Raw genomic sequence first — 16466 nt, 5'->3', positions numbered from 1 at the left:
GCCGGCAACCCCTGCAGCATCGCCATCACCGCCTGCACCCGAACCCGCAACGTCACTCGCGCCCTCGGCACCAGCCGCACCGGCAGCGGCACCCGCACCCACGAGCACACCCGCGGTCGCAGCATCCGTCCCGCCATCCGGTCCATCGCCCTCCGGAGCCGGGCCACCGCCCTCGCCCTCGCCCTCGTCGCGGCGCTTGCGCCGCTCGATGCGCCGCTCCTTCGCACCCTCGACGAGGTTGTACAGCGTCGGCAGCACCAGCAGCGTCAGCACGGTCGACGACACGAGGCCGCCGATCACGACGATCGCGAGGGGCTGCGAGATGAAGCCGCCCTGCCCGGTGATGCCGAGCGCCATGGGCGTGAGCGCGAAGATCGTCGCGAGCGCCGTCATGAGGATCGGGCGGAGACGTCGCGAGCCGCCGGCCACCGTCGCGTCGTGCGCGGTGAGGCCCTTCTCGCGGTACTGGTTCACGAGGTCGACGAGCACGATCGCGTTCGTCACCACGATGCCGATCAGCATCAGCACACCGATGAGCGACGCGACGCCGAGCGGCACGCCCGTGATGATCTGCAGCAGGATCGCGCCGGTCGCCGCGAACGGCACCGACACGAGCAGCAGCAGCGGCTGGCGCAGCGACTTGAAGGTCGCGACCATCACGATGTAGACGATCAGGATCGCCGCGAGCAGCGCCAGGCCGAGCTGCGAGAAGGCGTCCTGCTGCTGGGTCACGACACCGCCGAGCGTCGCGTCGGCCGACGGCGGAAGGTCGGCGTCGGCGAGCGCAGTCGTGACCGAGGCCGTCGCGGTCTGGAGGTTGTCGGTCGACGGGGTCACCGTGACGGTCGAGGTGCGCTGGCCACCCTCGGTGGTGATCGAGGTCGGGCCTTCGCTCTCTTCGACGGTCGCGACCTGCTCGAGCGGGATCGGGCCGGTGGCGCTCGGCACCTGCAGCCGGCGCAGGTCGTCGAGCGACGCGGGCGTCTCGGACGCCGCGAGGTAGACCGTGAGCGACGTGTCGTCGATCTCGACGGTGCCGATCGACTGCGGCTGCATCGTGTTCGACACCAGCGCGCCGACCGCGACCTCCGAGAGACCGAGCTCCGCGGCCTTGTCGCGATCCACGGTCACGGCGATGTACGGCAGCGAGGCCGACAGGTTGCTCGTGACCTGGCCCACGCCGTCGGCTCCTTCGACGGCCGAGATGACGGCATCCGTCGCGTCCTGAAGTGTCGACGAATCGGGGGCCGTCACGTCGATCGCGATGTCGGTCGAGCCGAAGCCGCCGCCACCCGCGGCGACCGTGATCTCACCGGCGTCGTCGAGGTCGGCGACCGCGTCCTGCACCTCTTCGCGCAGCGCGACCTGGTCGACGCCCGGGTCGGTGGTGATCGAGTACGTGATGCCGCTGCCGCCGCCCGAGAAGGCGTCGCGCAGGGCCGAGCCGCTGGAGCCGATCGACGCCTGCACGGTCTCGATGCCGTCGATGTCGAGGAGCACCTCTTCGACCTGCTCCGCGGCGGCGCTCTCGGCCTCGAGCGAGGGGGCCGGGCCGATCTCCTGCGTCATCGTGAAGGTGTTCTGGCCCGAGTCGCCGAGGAAGTTCGTCTTCATGAAGGGAGCGGCGGCGATCGTGCCGACGAGCACCAGCACGGCGAGGGCGAGCGTGATCCACGAGTGCTTGAGCGTCCAGCGGAGGATCGGCAGGTACGACTTCTGCAGGCGGCTCGGCGGCGCGGCCGGGTCCTCCGGGTCGACCGCGACGCCCTCGGCGTCGAGGATCGGCTTGCCGGGCTTGAGGAACCAGTAGGCGAGCACCGGAACGATGGTGAGCGCCACGAAGAGCGACGCGGTCATGGCGATCGTCACGGTCATCGCGAACGGGCGGAACAGCTCGCCCGTGACATCGCCGACGAACGCGATGGGCAGGAACACCGCGACGGTCACGATCGTCGACGCCGTGATGGCCGAGGCCACCTCGCGCACCGCCCGGCGGATGGAGTCGCCCTTGTCTGCATCGCCGACGTAATGCCTCTTGATGTTCTCGATCACGACGATGGAGTCGTCGACCACACGCCCGATCGCGATCGTGATCGCCCCGAGCGTCAGGATGTTGAGCGAGTAGCCGAACGCCTGCAGCCCGATGAACGTGATCAGGATGCTGGTCGGGATCGAGATCGCCGCGACGAGCGTCGAGCGCACCGACAGCAGGAAGATGAAGATCACGATCACCGCGAAGACGAGGCCGAGCAGGCCCTCCTTCGCGAGGGTGTCGATCGACTCCTGGATGTACGGCGCCTGGTCGAACACGACCGTGAACTCGGCGCCGTCGAGCGAGTCCTCGAGGTCGGGCAGCACCGCGAGCACGCCGCGCGACACGTCGACCGTGTTCGCGGCGGGCAGCTTCGTGACCGCGATCGTGAGCGCCGGCTCGCCGTTCACGCGCGAGATGGTCGTGACCGGGTCGGCCTCTTCGGCGACGGTCGAGACGTCGCCGATGGACTTCGGGCCTGCGACGAACTGGTCAGCCGTCGACGGCACGAGCGGCAGCGCCGCGATCTCGTCGACCGACGAGATCTTCGAGCCGGTCTGCACCGTCAGCGTCTCGTCGCCCTCGGTGATCTCGCCACCCGGGAACAGCACGCCGTTCTGGTCGAGCGCATCGCGGATCGCCTGCTGCGTGTAGCCGGCCTCGGCAAGCTTCGCCTGGTCGGGCGTGATCGTGACGCGCTGGCCCACGCCGCCGACGATCTGCGCGGCGTTGACACCCGCGACATCCTCGAGATCCGGGATGACGGATGCCTCGAGCTGCGCTTGGACGGTCGCCTCGTCGTCGTAGCCGGTCACGGCCAGCTGGATGACGGGGAAGTCGTCGATGCTCGCCGAGATGACGCTCGGCTCGACGCCCGTCGGCAGCTGCGACTTGATGCGGTTGATCGCCTGCGTCATCTTCTGCTCGGCGGTCGCGAGGTCTGTGCCGTAGGTGAAGGACGCCTGCACGATCGAGGCGTTCGTCGTGCTCGTCGCACTCGTCGACTCGAGCCCTGGAACGCCCTGGATGGCGGTCTCGATGGGCACCGACACGTCGTTGCTCACCACCTCGGGCGACGCGCCCGGGTACGTCGAGACGACGATGAGCGCGGGGAACTCGATCGACGGGATCAGTTCCTGCTTGAGGTTCGTGAGCGCGAGCCCGCCGAAGATGGCGGCGACGATCGTGATGAGCGCGATGAGCGCGCGGTTCTTGAGACTCAGAACGGCGAGGTTCGACACACGGGGGCCTTCGCTGGTGAGGTGATGCAGGGGGAGGGCGCGAGCCCGCTCGATACGGAGATGTATCGCGTTTCAGTATTTCATGCGGCTCTCATGAAACCGCTCCCCCGAGGAGGAGGCCGAGACCCGCCGCGATGGCGGCGAGCGCGAGCGTGCCGAAGAGGTTGAGGGCGGCGTGCCGCCAGCGCTTCCGCTGAGCGAGCAGCACGGTCTCGACCGAGACCGTGCTGAAGGTCGTGTATCCACCGAGCAGGCCGAGCCCGAGCACGAGCGAGAACTCCGGCGCGATGGCCGTGCCGAGCCCGGTGATCACGCCGAGCACGAACGAGCCCGACACGTTGACCACGAGGATCCCCACCGGGAAACGTGCACCGTCCGCCGGGGTCAGCCACCGGTCGACGACGTACCGCAGCCCCGCGCCGACGCCGCCGGCGAGCGCGGCGACGAGCAGCCACGGGCTCACTCGGCGTCCTCCGGGTGCTCGATCTCGCCCGGGCGGTCGGCGATCCGGCGTCCGATGAACAGTCCGACGATCGCGCCGACGACACCCGCGACGACGGATGCTGCCGCCAGCCCCGCCGCCATCCACGGTGTCGCGACCCACAGCGCAGTGGCCACCGCGAACGCGCTGTAGGTCGTGAAGCCGCCCATGATCCCCGTCCCGAGGAACGAGCGGAGCACCGGCCGCCGATCATCGAGCCAGCCGACGACGACCCCGAGGATGAGGGATCCGACCACGTTGATCCCGAGCGTCACCCACGGCACCGCCGTGGGTTCGGTCACCGGGTCGAGCACGAGCGCCCGGGCGAGGACGCCGATCGCCCCGCCGGCCACCGTCACCCCGAGGATCCGGGGATCGACGGGCTGCGGCATCCCTTCACGCTACTCGCCCGATGATCCCGGATATCCAGGGCGTTTCGACTTCGCGCGCCAGAGCGCGCTCCGCGGGAAATTCGCTCGTTGAGCGAGCGAATTCTCGCTCGTTGAGCGAGCGAGGAACGAGCGAGTCGAAACGTCCCGAGCGCGGTCGCAACGCCGGCTCAGCGCCCGGGCCGCAGCAGCCCGCGGATCGCGGACTCCGGCGTGATCGAGAGGTCGAGCAGGTTCCCCTCGCGGTACCGCGTGAAGACCCGCGGGTCGATGTATGACCCCCGCGCGACCGCCGGGGTGTTGCCGAGCGCCTCGGCCGTCGCGCGCACGGCGAGCACCTCGGCGCGCTTGCGGTCGGTCTTGGTGTCGACGGTGCCGATGCGCGCGAGCGCCTCGGCGGCGAGGATCGTTCCCCGGAGCGTCCGGAAGTCCTTGGCGGTGAACTTCCCGCCCGTGAGCGCCCGCACGTACGCGTTGACCTCCGCCGGCGTCAGCGCCACGCGGCGTCCACTGCGCTGCCACGCGAGCAGCGGGGACCGCGGCCGGCCCGCCGCCAGCAGCTCCATCGCGGCGGCGAGGTCGGCGTCGTCGAGCTCGAGCACCTGGTGCTTGCCGCTCTTGCCCGGAAACGCGAAGGAGACGACGGATGCCTCGACCGAGACATCCCGTCGCTGCAGGGTCGTGAGGCCCCGGCTGCCGTGCGCGGCGAGGTAGCGCTCCGAGCCGATGCGCGGCGCGGCGTCGTCGAGCAGTCGGAACGCCACGGCCAGCACCCGCTCGCGGTCGAGCGCCTCGCGGCGGATGGACGTGGTGACGCGCGCCCGCGCCCGCGGCAGCGCCTCGGCGAGCGCGAGCGACCGGGCGAACTTGCCGCGGTCTCGGCCCGTAGTCCAGTCGGGGTGGTAGACGTACTGGCGGCGGCCGGCGTCGTCGACACCCACCGCCTGGATGTGCCCGTCGGGCCGCGTGCTGATCCACACGTCCTGCCACGCGGGCGGTATCACCAGAGCGTGGATACGGTCCAGATGCCGCGGCGCCGGCGTACGACCCTTCGCGTCGAGGTAGCGGAATCCCGACCCCGCGCGCAACCTGCGGAAGCCGGGATCCTCGTAGGGACGGACGCGGGCGAGCTTCGGCATCCGTTCACGCTACCGGGATCGCGAGGGCGGCCGACGGGCTCGGGTGACCCGCCGGCCGCGTCCCCCGCCGCGTCAGTGATTGCGAATCATCGAGATGAGCTCGGACTTCCTCTTGCCCGAGTACCCCGTCAAGCCCAGCTCCTTCGCGCGCTTGCGCAGCTCGGGCACCGTGCGATCGTCGTAGTCCTTCGCGTTCGCACCGCGCCTGCCCACCGTCTTGCGGCCCTGCGCCGCCGCGGCGTTCGAGATGCGCGCGGCCTTCTCCTTCGAGGCGCCGTCCTTGCGGAGCTCCTCGTACAGCTCGCGGTCCTTGAGGTTCGATCCGCGTCCTCCTGGCATGGCTTCCTCCTTCGTCCACCGCCGCGGGGGCGGGTGTCACAGGCCCTTTCCTCCGGTCACGGGCAGGATCGCGCCCGAGGTGAACGACGCGTCATCGCTCGCGAGGTAGACGTACGCACCGGCGAGCTCCGCGGGCTGACCCGCGCGTCCCAGCGGCGTGTCCTGTCCGAACGTCGCCAGGCGCTCGGCATCCCATCCCGTGGCGGGGATGAGCGGCGTCCAGATCGGCCCCGGCGCGACGCCGTTGACGCGGATGCCCTTCGGTCCGAGATCCTCGGCGAGCGCTTTGACGAACGCGACCTGCGCCGCCTTGGTCATCGCGTAGTCGATGAGCGACGGCGAGGGGCTGAACGCCTGGATCGAGGTGGTGACGATGATCGACGATCCGGGCTTCAGGTGGGGGATCGCGGCGCGCGCGGTGAACATCTGCGCGTAGAGGTTGGTGCGGAAGACGCGGTCCAGCTCTTCGGTCTCGAGATTCTCGATGCCGTCGCGATCCTTCTGGTACGCGGCATTGAGCACGAGCACGTCGAGTCCTCCGAGCTCGCCGACCGTCCGCTCGACGATCTCGGCGCAGAAGCCCTCGTCGCGCAGATCGCCCTCGAGCGCCAGCGCTCGCGCACCGCTCTCGGTGATCCAGCGCGCGGTGGCGTCGGCGTCCTCCTGCTCTTCGGGCATGTGGGTCAGCGCGACGTCCGCACCCTCGCGGGCGTATGCGATCGCGACCGCCCGGCCGATGCCGGAGTCGCCCCCGGTGATGAGCGCCCGTCGCTCGGAGAGGCGGAGCGCCCCCTGATACGTGCGTTCGCCGTGGTCGGGCTCGGGTCGCATCTCCTCGGTGAGGCCCGGCTGCTCCTGGCGCTGCGCCGGAAAGCCGTCCTCGTGGTGAGCGGTCGTCGGATCGGTCGCGGATGTGCTCATACCCGCGAAGCTACGGACGCGGTCCCGAACGCTCACGGGGGTTGACAGCGCCCGTCGGACCGCCCTAAGCGCAACGCCGGTGGGCCCGACGTATCACCGGCCGACGAGGGTCGTCAACCCCCTACGGACCCTGCCCTCCGGGTGACACTGTCGAAGTGTGCCCACGAGGCACGCGATGCATCACATGCATCGACGAAGAAGAAGGAGAACCTCCTATGAACCTCGCCCTCATCATCATCATCGTCGTCGCGATCATCCTTGCGATCGTCGGCGGCTTGAATACGGCGCTGAGCTGGCTGCTGTGGGTGGCCATCATCGTCGGCGTCATCGCCCTGATCGCCTTCTTGTTCCGAGTGATCAGCGGCGGACGACGCACCTGATCCCTGCACCACAGGCTCAGTTGACGGACGGATGCCGCGGCCACTGCTGGCCGCGGCATCCGTCCGTCTTCTCGCGCTCGGCACTCTTCCCGCTCAGCTGTCGCGGATTGTCGGTCGGACCGGCACATCGCGACGGGTGAGCGAAGCGGGCTACAGGTTCGAGTCCGCGTACGCGCGGAGCGCGTCGCGCACGAACTCTGCGCCGTGCGTGCCGCCCTGGGCCGTCGCGTAATGCGCGGCGAAGCGCGGGTCGGCGACGTACATCTCGCCGAGGCCGATCACGTACGCCTTCACGTCGCCGCCGGGCGCCGCCGCGGGCGTTCCGGGGATGCCCCTCAGCCACTCGACGTGCCGCTTCGCGACCGCCTGGGCCTCGTCGCTGTCCGGGGCGATGCCGGATTCCGCGGCCGCGATCCAGTCACGGCCGAGATCCGAGACACGCTGCTGCCACGTCGCCTTCTCGTCGGCGCTCATCGAGCGCCACCAGCGGTCGCTGTCGGCGTACGCCTTCTTGCCCCAGCGCTGTTCGACCTCGTCCTTGTACTGCGTGTGGTCGAAGCCGTCGAACATGTTCTCTGCCACCAGTCGTTCACCTCCTCTCACTGCACTGATCGTGTTCTCGACAGACGCGATCTGCCGCGCCAGTCGGCTCTGCTCCTGCCGGAGCCACGCGAGGTGCGCCTCGAGGGCGGGCACCTCGTCGGTCTCCCGCTCGATCACCGCAGCGATCTGCGGCAGCCCGAGTCCGAGCTCGCGCAGGAGCAGAATGCGCTGCAGCCGCACGAGCGCGGCCTGACCGTAATACCGGTAGCCGTTGTGGCCGATGCTCGACGGCGCGAGCAGGCCGATGTCGTCGTAGTGACGCAGCGTGCGGCTGGTGGTGCCGGCGAGTTTCGCGATCTGCTGGATCGACCACTCCTGCTCGTCGTCCATGACGACCTCCTCTCGTCTGTTCGTCGTCGCTGACAACGCTAAAGGTTGACGCTGCGTCAAGGTCAAGCCGCAGCATCCACTCACGGTCCGGCTGGGGGCAACCTGAGGATCGAGGCCCGCACCTTGACACAGACGCGATATATCGTGTTAGTCTCTCATCACGCGATATATCGCGACTCCGACCAACACCCAGAGATACGCAGGAGAAGCAGTCATGACCCTGGAGAAGTGGATCATCCACCCGGGCGAGACGCGCGTCATCGACATCGAGGACGTGCGCACGCTCAAGATCGGCCTCGTCGGCGGACAGATCGATGTGATCGCCCACGACGAACCCGGCGTCCGCATCGAAGTGCACGACGTCACCGTCAAGGACCTCCGCATCGAGGTCGCCGACGACCACGTCGAGATCGACCACCCCCAGTTGCGATGGGACAACTTCCTCGAGGTGTTCCGCAACTTCGGCACCTCCGGCCCGAAGGCCGAGATCAGCGTCGCGGTCCCCCGCGAGGTCGCCCTCACCCTCGGCGTCGTCAGTGCCAGCGCCCTCGTCTCGGGCCTGCAGAACAACGCCTCGCTCAACACCGTGTCGGGCGACATCATCGTGGACGGTCTCACCGGCGACCTGTCGGTCAACGCGGTCTCGGGCGACGTGCAGGTGCGCGAGCTCGTCGGCTCGCTCAACGCCAACAGCGTCTCGGGCGACGTGGCCGCCACCGGAACCCTCCGCAAGGCCACCATCGACACGGTCTCGGGCTCGGTGCTCGTGGACTCGGCCGGCGACATCCTCTCGGTCGGCCTCAACACCGTCAGCGGCACCGCGACCGTGCGCCTCGACGAGGGCCACCCGGCCAACTACGTCATCCGCAGCGTGAGCGGCAAGGTCCAGGTGGACGGCGTCGTGCGCTCCGGCAACGGCACCGGCCCGACCACCAACTACGCCGGCTCCGTCGGCGAGCTCTCGGGCCGCTTCGCCGACGTGCGCGCCCACAGCGTCTCGGGCGACATCACCGTGCTGCGCCGCGCGGCGTCTCCGGTGACGGATGCTGCGCCCCACGCGTCCGTCGACGCCCCGACGTCGGCTCCGGCTTCCGCCGAGTCGTCGGCCCCCACTGCGGGTGTCGACGAAGCGGCCGCCGGTGAAGCGGCGGACGGCTTCGACCGAGAAGGGCTGTGAGCACCATGGCCCCGGTCTTCTCGCACGGCGATCTTCGCCTGTACCTGCTGAACCTGCTCGATGAAGGGCCGCGCCACGGCTACGACATCATGCAGGCCCTGTCGGACCGCACCGGGGGCACCTACACCCCGAGCGCCGGCACCATCTATCCGCGTCTGGCGAAGCTCGAAGAGGAGGGCCTCGTGACCAAGGCCGTCGACGGTCGCAAGACCGTGTACGCGATCACCGAGGCCGGCCACGCCGAGGTGCAGTCGCGCGCGGGCGAGCTCGAGGGCATCGAGGCCGGCCTCGCCGACTCGGTGCGGCTCATCGCCGACGAGGTGCGCGGGAGCGTCCGCGAGGCGATGAAGAGCCTCCGCGCCGACCTCGCCGCCGCATCGCGCGAGGAGCGCCAGACGACACCGCAGCCCTCGCGCGAGGACGACCCGCGGGTGCGCAGCCGCGAGCAGGCGCAGCGCGTCGACGCCCTCGTGAACGAGTTCCGCGCCAACGTGCGCGGCGACGTCCGCGTCCACGTGGCCCGCGGCGGCGAACTCGCCGCCGAGGTGGTCGACCAGCTCGCCGCGGAGCTCGACCGTGTCGCGCGCGACGTGACGCGCGCGCTGCGCGGCTGAGCCGCAGCATCCGCCACTCGCACGAATCGGGACACAACCCGAACCAGTGAGACGACAGCCGGCCGACAAGACCTCGGGATTCACCCAGGGTCTCGTCGGCCGGCTGTCGTCTCACCCGTTGAAGGGCGGCGCGAAGCCGGGCCGAACCGGGGCTCAGGCGGGCCAGATCTCCTCGTCGTCGGGCACGGGCTCGCCGAGCGGGACGATCAGGATCGGGCGGTGCTGGCGGTGCGCGAGGCGCGCGCCGACAGAGCCGGTGAAGAACTCGCGGACCGACTCGCCGAAGCCGCGCTTGCGCGTGCCGACGACGAGCAGGCGCGCGTCGATCTCGTCGGCGAAGTGCTTGATGGCCATCGCAGGGTCGCCGACGAGCTGGCGCACAGTCCATTCCGGCCCGGAATCACCGAGGACGGATGCTGCGGCATCCTGCACCTTCGCGAACTCACCCTCGCCGGCCGCGATGTTGATGTCGATCGGCGCGGAGTGGACGTACCCGTCGGGGTCCTCGTAGGTGACGAAGCGCGTGATGTCGACGTGCACGATCACGAGGGGGGCCTGAAGCAGCTTCGCATAGCGCGCCGCCTCCTTCAGGACACGCGGCGACTGGTCGGGGATCACACCCGCGATCACCGCCCCGTGCAGGCTCGCATCGGTCGTCGCCTCGCCTTCCGGCTCGGATGCCTCGTCGGTCATATGTCCGCACTCCTCGTCCACCACTGGCGTCGGAACGGCCGGGTTACCGGGGCTCCGTGTTATCCTGAATGCTACTCTTACCGGTTCGAAGCCGGATTCGTGAATGCCCGGGTTTGCGAGGCCGAGAGCCTCCGAAAATAGCCCGCGACCTTAAATGAGGGGGTCTCGCATGGGGCGTGGCCGTCAGAAGGCGAAGCACACCAAGATCGCCCGTGAGCTGAAGTACGACACGTACAACGTGAACTACTCCGCACTCGAGCGCGAGCTCGGTCACCATGACGACGAGTACGTCGACAAGTGGGCCGACCAGTACAACGACGAAGACGAGGACGAGACCTCGCCGCTCTCGTCGTCGCAGGCGTAACACCTTGCACGTCGGCCGCCGCTGAGGCGGCCTGATCGGTGTTCGTCGACCCCGGATGCCTCACCAGGCATCGCGGAGGCCTCACCAGGCTCCGTGCCGGCGCTCCCAGTCGTCCTCGACGGTGTGGGGGCGCGCAGCGACGACGCCCGCGGGGATCGCGGCGGCCACGACGATCGCCAGCACGATGAGCGGGCCCGTCCACGAGTCCGTCGCCTCGTGGAGCAGACCGATGCCGAACGGGAACAGCGCGGCGATGGCGTAGCCGCCGCTCTGCGCGAACCCGCTCAGCGCCACAGAGCCCTCGTGGGTGCGCGTGCGCAGACCGAGCAGCACGAGGATCATCGGGAACAGCAGCGGCGCGAGCCCGAGCAGCACCACCCAGAGCCACGGCGCGGCCGTCGGCACGAAGAGGAACCCGGCGATGCCGGCGAACCCGCACGCGACCGACACCCCGAACAGCAGTCGCGTGGCGTTCCATCGCGTGACGAGCAGCGGCACCACGAGGGATGCCGGCAGCCCCATGAATCCGAAGAGCGACAGCAGCGCACCGGCCGTGGCGGGCGTGACGCCCGCGATGTCGACGAGCAGCTGGGGCAGCCACGCGAACGAGGTGTACGCGATCGTGCTCGACACCGCGAACGAGACCAGCAGCGCCCATGCGAGCGGGATCCGCCACATGCGGCCCAGGGCCTGAGGGCTCGGCTCCTCGAAGTCCTCTTCGTCCTTCTCGGCCTGCTCGGCGCGGTGGCGCAGCGCGAGACCGATCCACGGGATCATCGCGACCAGGGCGAAGACGGCCCAGACGCCCAGCGAGAGGTGCCAGTCCGCAGCATCCGCCATCGGAACGGCGATGAGGGGCGGCAGGAAGGTCGACACGGCCATGGTGGTCGAGAAGATCGTCGTCATCAGGCCGATGCGGTCGGGGAAGTACCGCTTCACGAGCGGCGGCAGCAGGATGTTGCCCGTGCCGACCGCGGCGAACACCAGCGCTGTGCCGGCGAGCAGCAGCCCCCAGCTCGGCGCGAAGCTGCGTGCGACGAGCCCGAGCGTCACCACCGCCATGGCCGCGACCGCGAGGCGTTCGAGCCCGAACCGGCGCTCGAGGGCGGGCGTCAGCAGCCCGAAGATCGCGAAGCACACGGGCGGCGCCGTGCCGATGAGCCCGATGACCGCGGGCGGGACCGCGAAGTCCGCCGCGATGTGGTCGTAGAGCGGCGACAGCGAGGCGACCGCCGAACGCAGCGAGAACGCGAACAGCACGATCCCGACGAGCGCGAGGGTCCTCCCCTGCCAGAGCGGGCGGGCAGGAGACGACGTCACCTGTCCACCCTACGGGCGGGAACGGATGCCTCGGCCCGGCGCGTGCGGGAGGTCAGGACTCCTGCGAGCCCTCGACCCAGGCGAGGTACTCGTCGGTGACGGTGCCGGTGATGTAGCGGCCGTCGAAGCAGCTCATGTCGAGATCCGCGACGTCGGAGCCCTCGAGGATCGCCGCCTTGAGGTCTTCGACCTCCTGGTAGACGACGAAGTCGGCGCCGAGCTCCTCCGCGATCTCGGGGATCGTGCGGCCGTGGGCCACCAGCTCGTGACGCGACGGCATGTTGATGCCGTAGACGTGCGGGTAACGCACGGGCGGCGCGGCCGAGGCGAACGTGACGCTCTTGGCCCCGGCATCCCGTGCCATCTGGATGATCTCCTTCGACGTCGTGCCGCGCACGATGGAGTCGTCGATGAGGAGCACGTTCTTGCCCTTGAACTCGCTCGACATGGCGTTGAGCTTCTGGCGCACGCTCTTCTTGCGCACGGCCTGGCCGGGCATGATGAACGTCCGGCCGACATATCGGTTCTTGTAGAAGCCCTCGCGGTACTCGACGCCGAGCTTGCGGGCCACCTGCATGGCAGCCGGGCGCGACGAGTCGGGGATCGGCATGACGACGTCGATCGCTTCCTTCGGCGTGTACTTCGCGATGGTGTCGGCGAGCCGGTCGCCCATGCGCAGACGCGCCTCGTACACCGAGATCCCGTTCATCACGGAGTCGGGACGGGCGAGGTAGACATACTCGAACGAGCACGGCACGAGCTGCGGGTCGGTCGCGCACTGCTGCGTGTGCAGGTTGCCCTCGAGGTCGATGAAGACGGCCTCCCCCGGGTCGACGTCGCGCACGACCTCGAACTCGCCGTTCTCGAGCACGAGCGACTCGCTCGTGACGACCCACTCATAGTGGCCGTCGTCGTTCTTGCGCGTGCCGAGGATGAGGGGACGGATGCCGAAGGGGTCGCGGAACGCCAGCAGGCCGTAGCCCGCGATCAGCGCGATCGCCGCGTACGAACCCTCGACGCGCTCGTGCACGCGGCTGACCGCGTGGAAGACCTGCGCCGGGTCGAGCTCGAGGCCCGAGATCGAGGACTGCAGCTCGTTCGCGAGGACGTTGACCAGCAGCTCCGTGTCGGAGGACGTGTTGAGGTGGCGGCGGTCCTTGTGGAACAGCTCCTCGGTGAGCTCACGCGTGTTGGTGAGGTTGCCGTTGTGCACCAGCACGATGCCGTACGGGGCGTTCACGTAGAAAGGCTGCGCCTCTTCCTCGTTCGACGCCGTGCCCTTGGTCGCGTAGCGGACGTGACCGAGGCCGATCTCGCCGAGGAGCGCGCGCATGTCGCGCGTGCGGAACGACTCGCGCACCTGCCCCTTGACCTTGTGCATGTGCACGACGCCGTTGCGCTCGGCGGTCGAGATGCCCGTGGAGTCCTGACCCCGGTGCTGGAGGAGGAGGAGGGAGTCGTAGATCTCCTGGTTGACGGAGCCGCGGCCCACCATTCCGACGATTCCACACATGGGTGTTGCCTGCTCCTGCTGTGTTCTGACTGCGGCTCAGTGAGCCGCGTGGTCTGCGTACGCGCCGACGAGGCGCACCGCGCCGCCGTCGACGCCCTTGGCGCCCTGCTCCCAATGGCCGTCGGCCGGGCGGTCGCCGGTGCGCACGACACCCACCTGCCACGTCGCGATGCCGTCACGGGAGAGAGCGGATGCTGCGGCCTCGGCCTTGTCGGAGGCCACGACCGCGAGGAACCCGATGCCGAGGTTCCAGGTGCCCTCGGTCGCCTCGAGCTCGAGGCCGCCCAGGTCGGCGAGGACGCGGAACACCGGCGAGGGCGACCACGTCGAGCGATCGACCTCGACCCACGTGCTCTGCGGGAGCACGCGCGCGAGGTTCGCGGCGATGCCTCCGCCGGTGACGTGACTGAGGGAGTGCACCGCGTCGCCTGTCGCCTCGATGAGGCGCAGCAGCGGCAGCGTGTAGAGGCGCGTCGGCTCGAGCAGGGCCTCGCCCCACGTCGTGCCGAAGTCGGCGGCGTTGTCGCCGTACTGGATGCCGGAGCCCGCCACGATGTGCCGCACCAGCGAGTAGCCGTTGGAGTGCAGGCCCGAGCTCGCAAGCGCCAGGACGACGTCGCCCTCGCGCACCCGCTCGGCGCCCAGCACGCGGTCGGCCTCGACGACGCCGGTCGCGGCACCCGCGACGTCGTAGTCGTTGACGCCCAGAAGACCCGGGTGCTCGGCGGTCTCGCCGCCGACGAGCGCCGTACCGGTGGCCTCGCAGCCCTCGGCGATGCCGCGGACGATGTCGGCGATGCGCTGGGGGAAGACCTTGCCGCACGCGATGTAGTCGGTCATGAAGAGCGGCTTCGCGCCGACCACGACGATGTCGTCGACGACCATGCCGACGAGATCCTGCCCGATCGTGTCGTGCTTGTCGATGGCCTGCGCGATGGCGACCTTCGTGCCGACGCCGTCGGTGCTGGTGGCCAGCAGCGGCTTGTCATAGGCCTTGAACGCGGCCGCGTCGAAGAGTCCGGCGAAGCCGCCGACGCCCCCGAGCACCTCGGGGCCGTGGGTGCGCCGCACCGCCGACTTCATCAGCTCGACGGCGAGGTCGCCGGCGGCGGTGTCGACGCCGGCAGCCGCGTACGGGTTCACGGGCTCTTCGGGGCGGGAGGGGGCATCGCGTTCGGATGAGGCCACGGCTACCAGCCTACCGGCGCGCCGCCTGGACGGATGCCGGAGACCGCCGCTGTTACGCCGGGTCGCGGCATCCGTCCTGATCACGCTTGTCAGCCCCGCCTCGACGTCGATGCCCGGTTCTACAATGGCCACATGGGCGGCGCCGGTACTCCGGAGTGGCTGATCCGCGAAGACGCCGGTCAGCCCGTTCTCCTCGCCCTCTACCTGCGCCAGGTGCTCGGCATCCGGTCTCCCGAGGAGCTTCCGCACCTGCGCGGCATCCCTCCCCGCGCGAACGACCGGTCCGAAGAGGCCCAGGCGCTGCTCGAACGGCAGTGGCGCGAGTTCTGGGCGATGACCGTCGAGCCGCAGGCGCATCCGTCGCCGGTCCCCCTCGCTCTCGTCGACGGCTTCGACACCGCGCTCGCCCTCCCCACCGAGGGATGCGAGGAGCTGCGCGCGGCCTTCGAACCGCATGCGATCGAGGCGGTGGCGTTCGCGCAGTCGGCGAACGCGCGGTACCGAAAAGAGGCGTCGCACAGCACGGGCACGGCGTACCGCGCCTACGCGGGGGCGATCGCCGAGCATGAGCGGCAGGTCGGCCGGCGGGCGCACTCGTTCGAGCTCAACGTGCAGGTGCTGCCGCTGAATCAGCGCGGGGTGTGGTGGATCGGCTCTCTCACGATCGCCGTCACCGACGGACTGCGGGGCGATGTCGCGGCGTTCGACGCCGCGATCCACCCGATCATCGCCGAGCTGGCGTAGCTCTCGGGCTCAGTGGGCCGGGCCGTGGCCGTTGGTGCCGGGCTCCGGATCGACGTGCACCTGCTCGTGGTCGACCGTGACCTGGTGCGTGTGACGCCGTGACCGGCGGTCGAGGATCAGCGCGAGGACGCCGCCGAGTGCGAGGCCGATCGGGGCGCAGATGAGCGCCAGGAAGCCGAACACCTGACCCTGCGAGTACATGACCCCGGTGTTCGGGCTGGCGTCGGCGGTGCCGTTGAACGCGAACGTGAGGATCATCGCGACGAAGACGCCGACCAGTGCCCCGACGATCAGGAACACCGAGATCTTCGGTGCGCGCCGCACGCGCACGGTCTCGATGCGGTCCTGGCTGTGCTCGGGCATGCACCCATTGTCCCACCCGGCGGGCGGGAATGCGCCCATGGGAAAGGCGGCGCCCCGCGCCGCCGCGACCGATCGGCACCTGCTCCCCTGCCACGAGGTGCCGCGTTCGGCGGACACCCAGGGGCTCCCCTCTCTCGAGGCGCCGCGTTCGGCGGCGCATGGCAACAAGGGAAGAGACGCGGGTCGGGGCTGGGCGACGAGTCGGTTGCCGGCCGACCACTCAGGGGCGGAGGGGCAGGAGGTCCGAGATGTCGGCTCGCGTGCCCGAGGCGCTGATGCGGCCCGCGGTCGCAGCATCCGTCCACTGCTCCGCACCGGTCGCGAGGGCGATCCAGGTCGCGGGATCCGTCTCGACGACGTTCGGCGGGGTGCCGCGCGTGTGCCGGGGCCCCTCGACCACCTGCACCGCACCGAACGGCGGCACGCGCACCTCGACGGAATTGCCCGGCGCCTTCTCGGCGAGCAGCTGCAGCAGGTAGCGCACGGCCGTCGCGTTGTCGGTGCGGGCGGGCGGGACGGATGCCTCCACCGCCGCCGCGACCGCGCTCAGGGCGGCGCGGCCGTCGTCGGTCGAGATCTTGCGGGCCACCCCTCCACGCTACGCCCCGCGCCTCGCGCCGCGCGCCTCGCGCCGC

General features: G+C 70.0%; 17 protein-coding genes and 1 pseudogene. 5 read left to right on the top strand and 13 right to left on the bottom strand.

The annotated features are described in order from the left end of the window. Positions 1 to 39 precede the first annotated feature (39 nt). The 6 genes and pseudogenes from AC3A46_RS11255 to AC3A46_RS11230 all read right to left on the bottom strand — a co-directional run. A pseudogene (locus tag AC3A46_RS11255) lies at positions 40 to 3273 on the bottom strand (efflux RND transporter permease subunit); the annotation flags it as partial. Between the two features lie 91 nt (positions 3274 to 3364). Then, entirely contained in the window at positions 3365 to 3736 is a 372-nt protein-coding gene (gene crcB, locus AC3A46_RS11250) for a fluoride efflux transporter CrcB (RefSeq protein WP_487665249.1), read from the bottom strand. After that, a complete protein-coding gene (locus AC3A46_RS11245) occupies positions 3733 to 4146 on the bottom strand; it encodes a fluoride efflux transporter FluC (protein WP_487665248.1) in 414 nt (137 codons plus the stop codon). The genes crcB and AC3A46_RS11245 overlap by 4 nt, the downstream gene beginning before the upstream one ends. 167 nt (positions 4147 to 4313) lie before the next feature. Then, entirely contained in the window at positions 4314 to 5282 is a 969-nt protein-coding gene (locus tag AC3A46_RS11240) for a DNA topoisomerase IB (protein WP_487665247.1), read from the bottom strand. Between the two features lie 72 nt (positions 5283 to 5354). Next, positions 5355 to 5621, bottom strand: a complete 267-nt coding sequence (locus AC3A46_RS11235; RefSeq protein WP_487665246.1) for a DUF7218 family protein — start codon at positions 5619 to 5621, stop codon at positions 5355 to 5357. A gap of 36 nt (positions 5622 to 5657) precedes the next feature. Next, positions 5658 to 6542 carry an SDR family oxidoreductase gene (locus AC3A46_RS11230; RefSeq protein WP_487665245.1) on the bottom strand — a complete coding sequence of 295 codons (885 nt, stop codon included), beginning with the start codon at positions 6540 to 6542 and terminating at the stop codon, positions 5658 to 5660. Positions 6543 to 6757: 215 nt separating this feature from the next. Between AC3A46_RS11230 and AC3A46_RS11225 the strand changes: the two genes are divergently transcribed. After that, complete coding sequence (locus AC3A46_RS11225; protein ID WP_162239839.1) at positions 6758 to 6922, top strand: DUF2207 domain-containing protein; 165 nt, start codon at positions 6758 to 6760, stop codon at positions 6920 to 6922. A 150-nt stretch (positions 6923 to 7072) separates the two neighbouring features. Here the strand turns inward: AC3A46_RS11225 and AC3A46_RS11220 are convergent, their stop codons facing one another. After that, positions 7073 to 7855 carry a MerR family transcriptional regulator gene (locus AC3A46_RS11220; protein WP_487665244.1) on the bottom strand — a complete coding sequence of 261 codons (783 nt, stop codon included), beginning with the start codon at positions 7853 to 7855 and terminating at the stop codon, positions 7073 to 7075. A gap of 214 nt (positions 7856 to 8069) precedes the next feature. Here AC3A46_RS11220 and AC3A46_RS11215 point away from each other — a divergent pair, with 214 nt between their 5' ends. Both AC3A46_RS11215 and AC3A46_RS11210 read left to right on the top strand, forming a co-directional pair. Continuing rightward, complete coding sequence (locus tag AC3A46_RS11215; RefSeq protein ID WP_487665243.1) at positions 8070 to 9032, top strand: DUF4097 family beta strand repeat-containing protein; 963 nt, start codon at positions 8070 to 8072, stop codon at positions 9030 to 9032. Positions 9033 to 9037: 5 nt separating this feature from the next. Further along, on the top strand, positions 9038 to 9646 hold the full coding sequence (locus AC3A46_RS11210; protein ID WP_487665311.1) for a PadR family transcriptional regulator: 609 nt from the start codon (positions 9038 to 9040) through the stop codon (positions 9644 to 9646). 153 nt (positions 9647 to 9799) lie between these two features. Here the strand turns inward: AC3A46_RS11210 and AC3A46_RS11205 are convergent, their stop codons facing one another. Then, on the bottom strand, positions 9800 to 10339 hold the full coding sequence (locus AC3A46_RS11205; protein WP_487665242.1) for a universal stress protein: 540 nt from the start codon (positions 10337 to 10339) through the stop codon (positions 9800 to 9802). Between the two features lie 169 nt (positions 10340 to 10508). Between AC3A46_RS11205 and AC3A46_RS11200 the strand changes: the two genes are divergently transcribed. Continuing rightward, entirely contained in the window at positions 10509 to 10703 is a 195-nt protein-coding gene (locus tag AC3A46_RS11200) for a DUF3073 domain-containing protein (protein WP_045296302.1), read from the top strand. Between the two features lie 81 nt (positions 10704 to 10784). Here the strand turns inward: AC3A46_RS11200 and AC3A46_RS11195 are convergent, their stop codons facing one another. Genes AC3A46_RS11195 through purM form a run of 3 tightly spaced genes read right to left on the bottom strand, consistent with a single transcriptional unit; the run spans position 10785 to position 14724 of the window. Next, on the bottom strand, positions 10785 to 12023 hold the full coding sequence (locus AC3A46_RS11195; RefSeq protein ID WP_487665241.1) for an MFS transporter: 1239 nt from the start codon (positions 12021 to 12023) through the stop codon (positions 10785 to 10787). Positions 12024 to 12075: 52 nt separating this feature from the next. Next, on the bottom strand, positions 12076 to 13536 hold the full coding sequence (gene purF / locus AC3A46_RS11190) for an amidophosphoribosyltransferase (RefSeq protein ID WP_487665240.1): 1461 nt from the start codon (positions 13534 to 13536) through the stop codon (positions 12076 to 12078). Between the two features lie 36 nt (positions 13537 to 13572). After that, a complete protein-coding gene (purM, locus tag AC3A46_RS11185) occupies positions 13573 to 14724 on the bottom strand; it encodes a phosphoribosylformylglycinamidine cyclo-ligase (RefSeq protein WP_487665239.1) in 1152 nt (383 codons plus the stop codon). Between the two features lie 132 nt (positions 14725 to 14856). On the opposite strand from purM, the gene AC3A46_RS11180 reads away from it, so the two are divergent. Further along, positions 14857 to 15468 (top strand): zinc-binding alcohol dehydrogenase, encoded by a 612-nt coding sequence (locus AC3A46_RS11180; RefSeq protein ID WP_487665238.1) that lies wholly within the window; start codon positions 14857 to 14859, stop codon positions 15466 to 15468. A 9-nt stretch (positions 15469 to 15477) separates the two neighbouring features. On the opposite strand, the gene AC3A46_RS11175 is transcribed toward AC3A46_RS11180, so the two are convergent. Continuing rightward, positions 15478 to 15831 carry a potassium transporter Trk gene (locus tag AC3A46_RS11175; RefSeq protein WP_487665237.1) on the bottom strand — a complete coding sequence of 118 codons (354 nt, stop codon included), beginning with the start codon at positions 15829 to 15831 and terminating at the stop codon, positions 15478 to 15480. A 220-nt stretch (positions 15832 to 16051) separates the two neighbouring features. Beyond that, positions 16052 to 16420, bottom strand: coding sequence for a sterol carrier family protein (locus AC3A46_RS11170; RefSeq protein WP_487665236.1), 369 nt, complete (start codon positions 16418 to 16420; stop codon positions 16052 to 16054). Positions 16421 to 16466 lie beyond the last annotated feature (46 nt).

The sequence above is a fragment of the Microbacterium sp. Soil_C_42 genome, from assembly GCF_057656735.1.
This window is presented reverse-complemented; position numbering and strand designations above follow the sequence as displayed.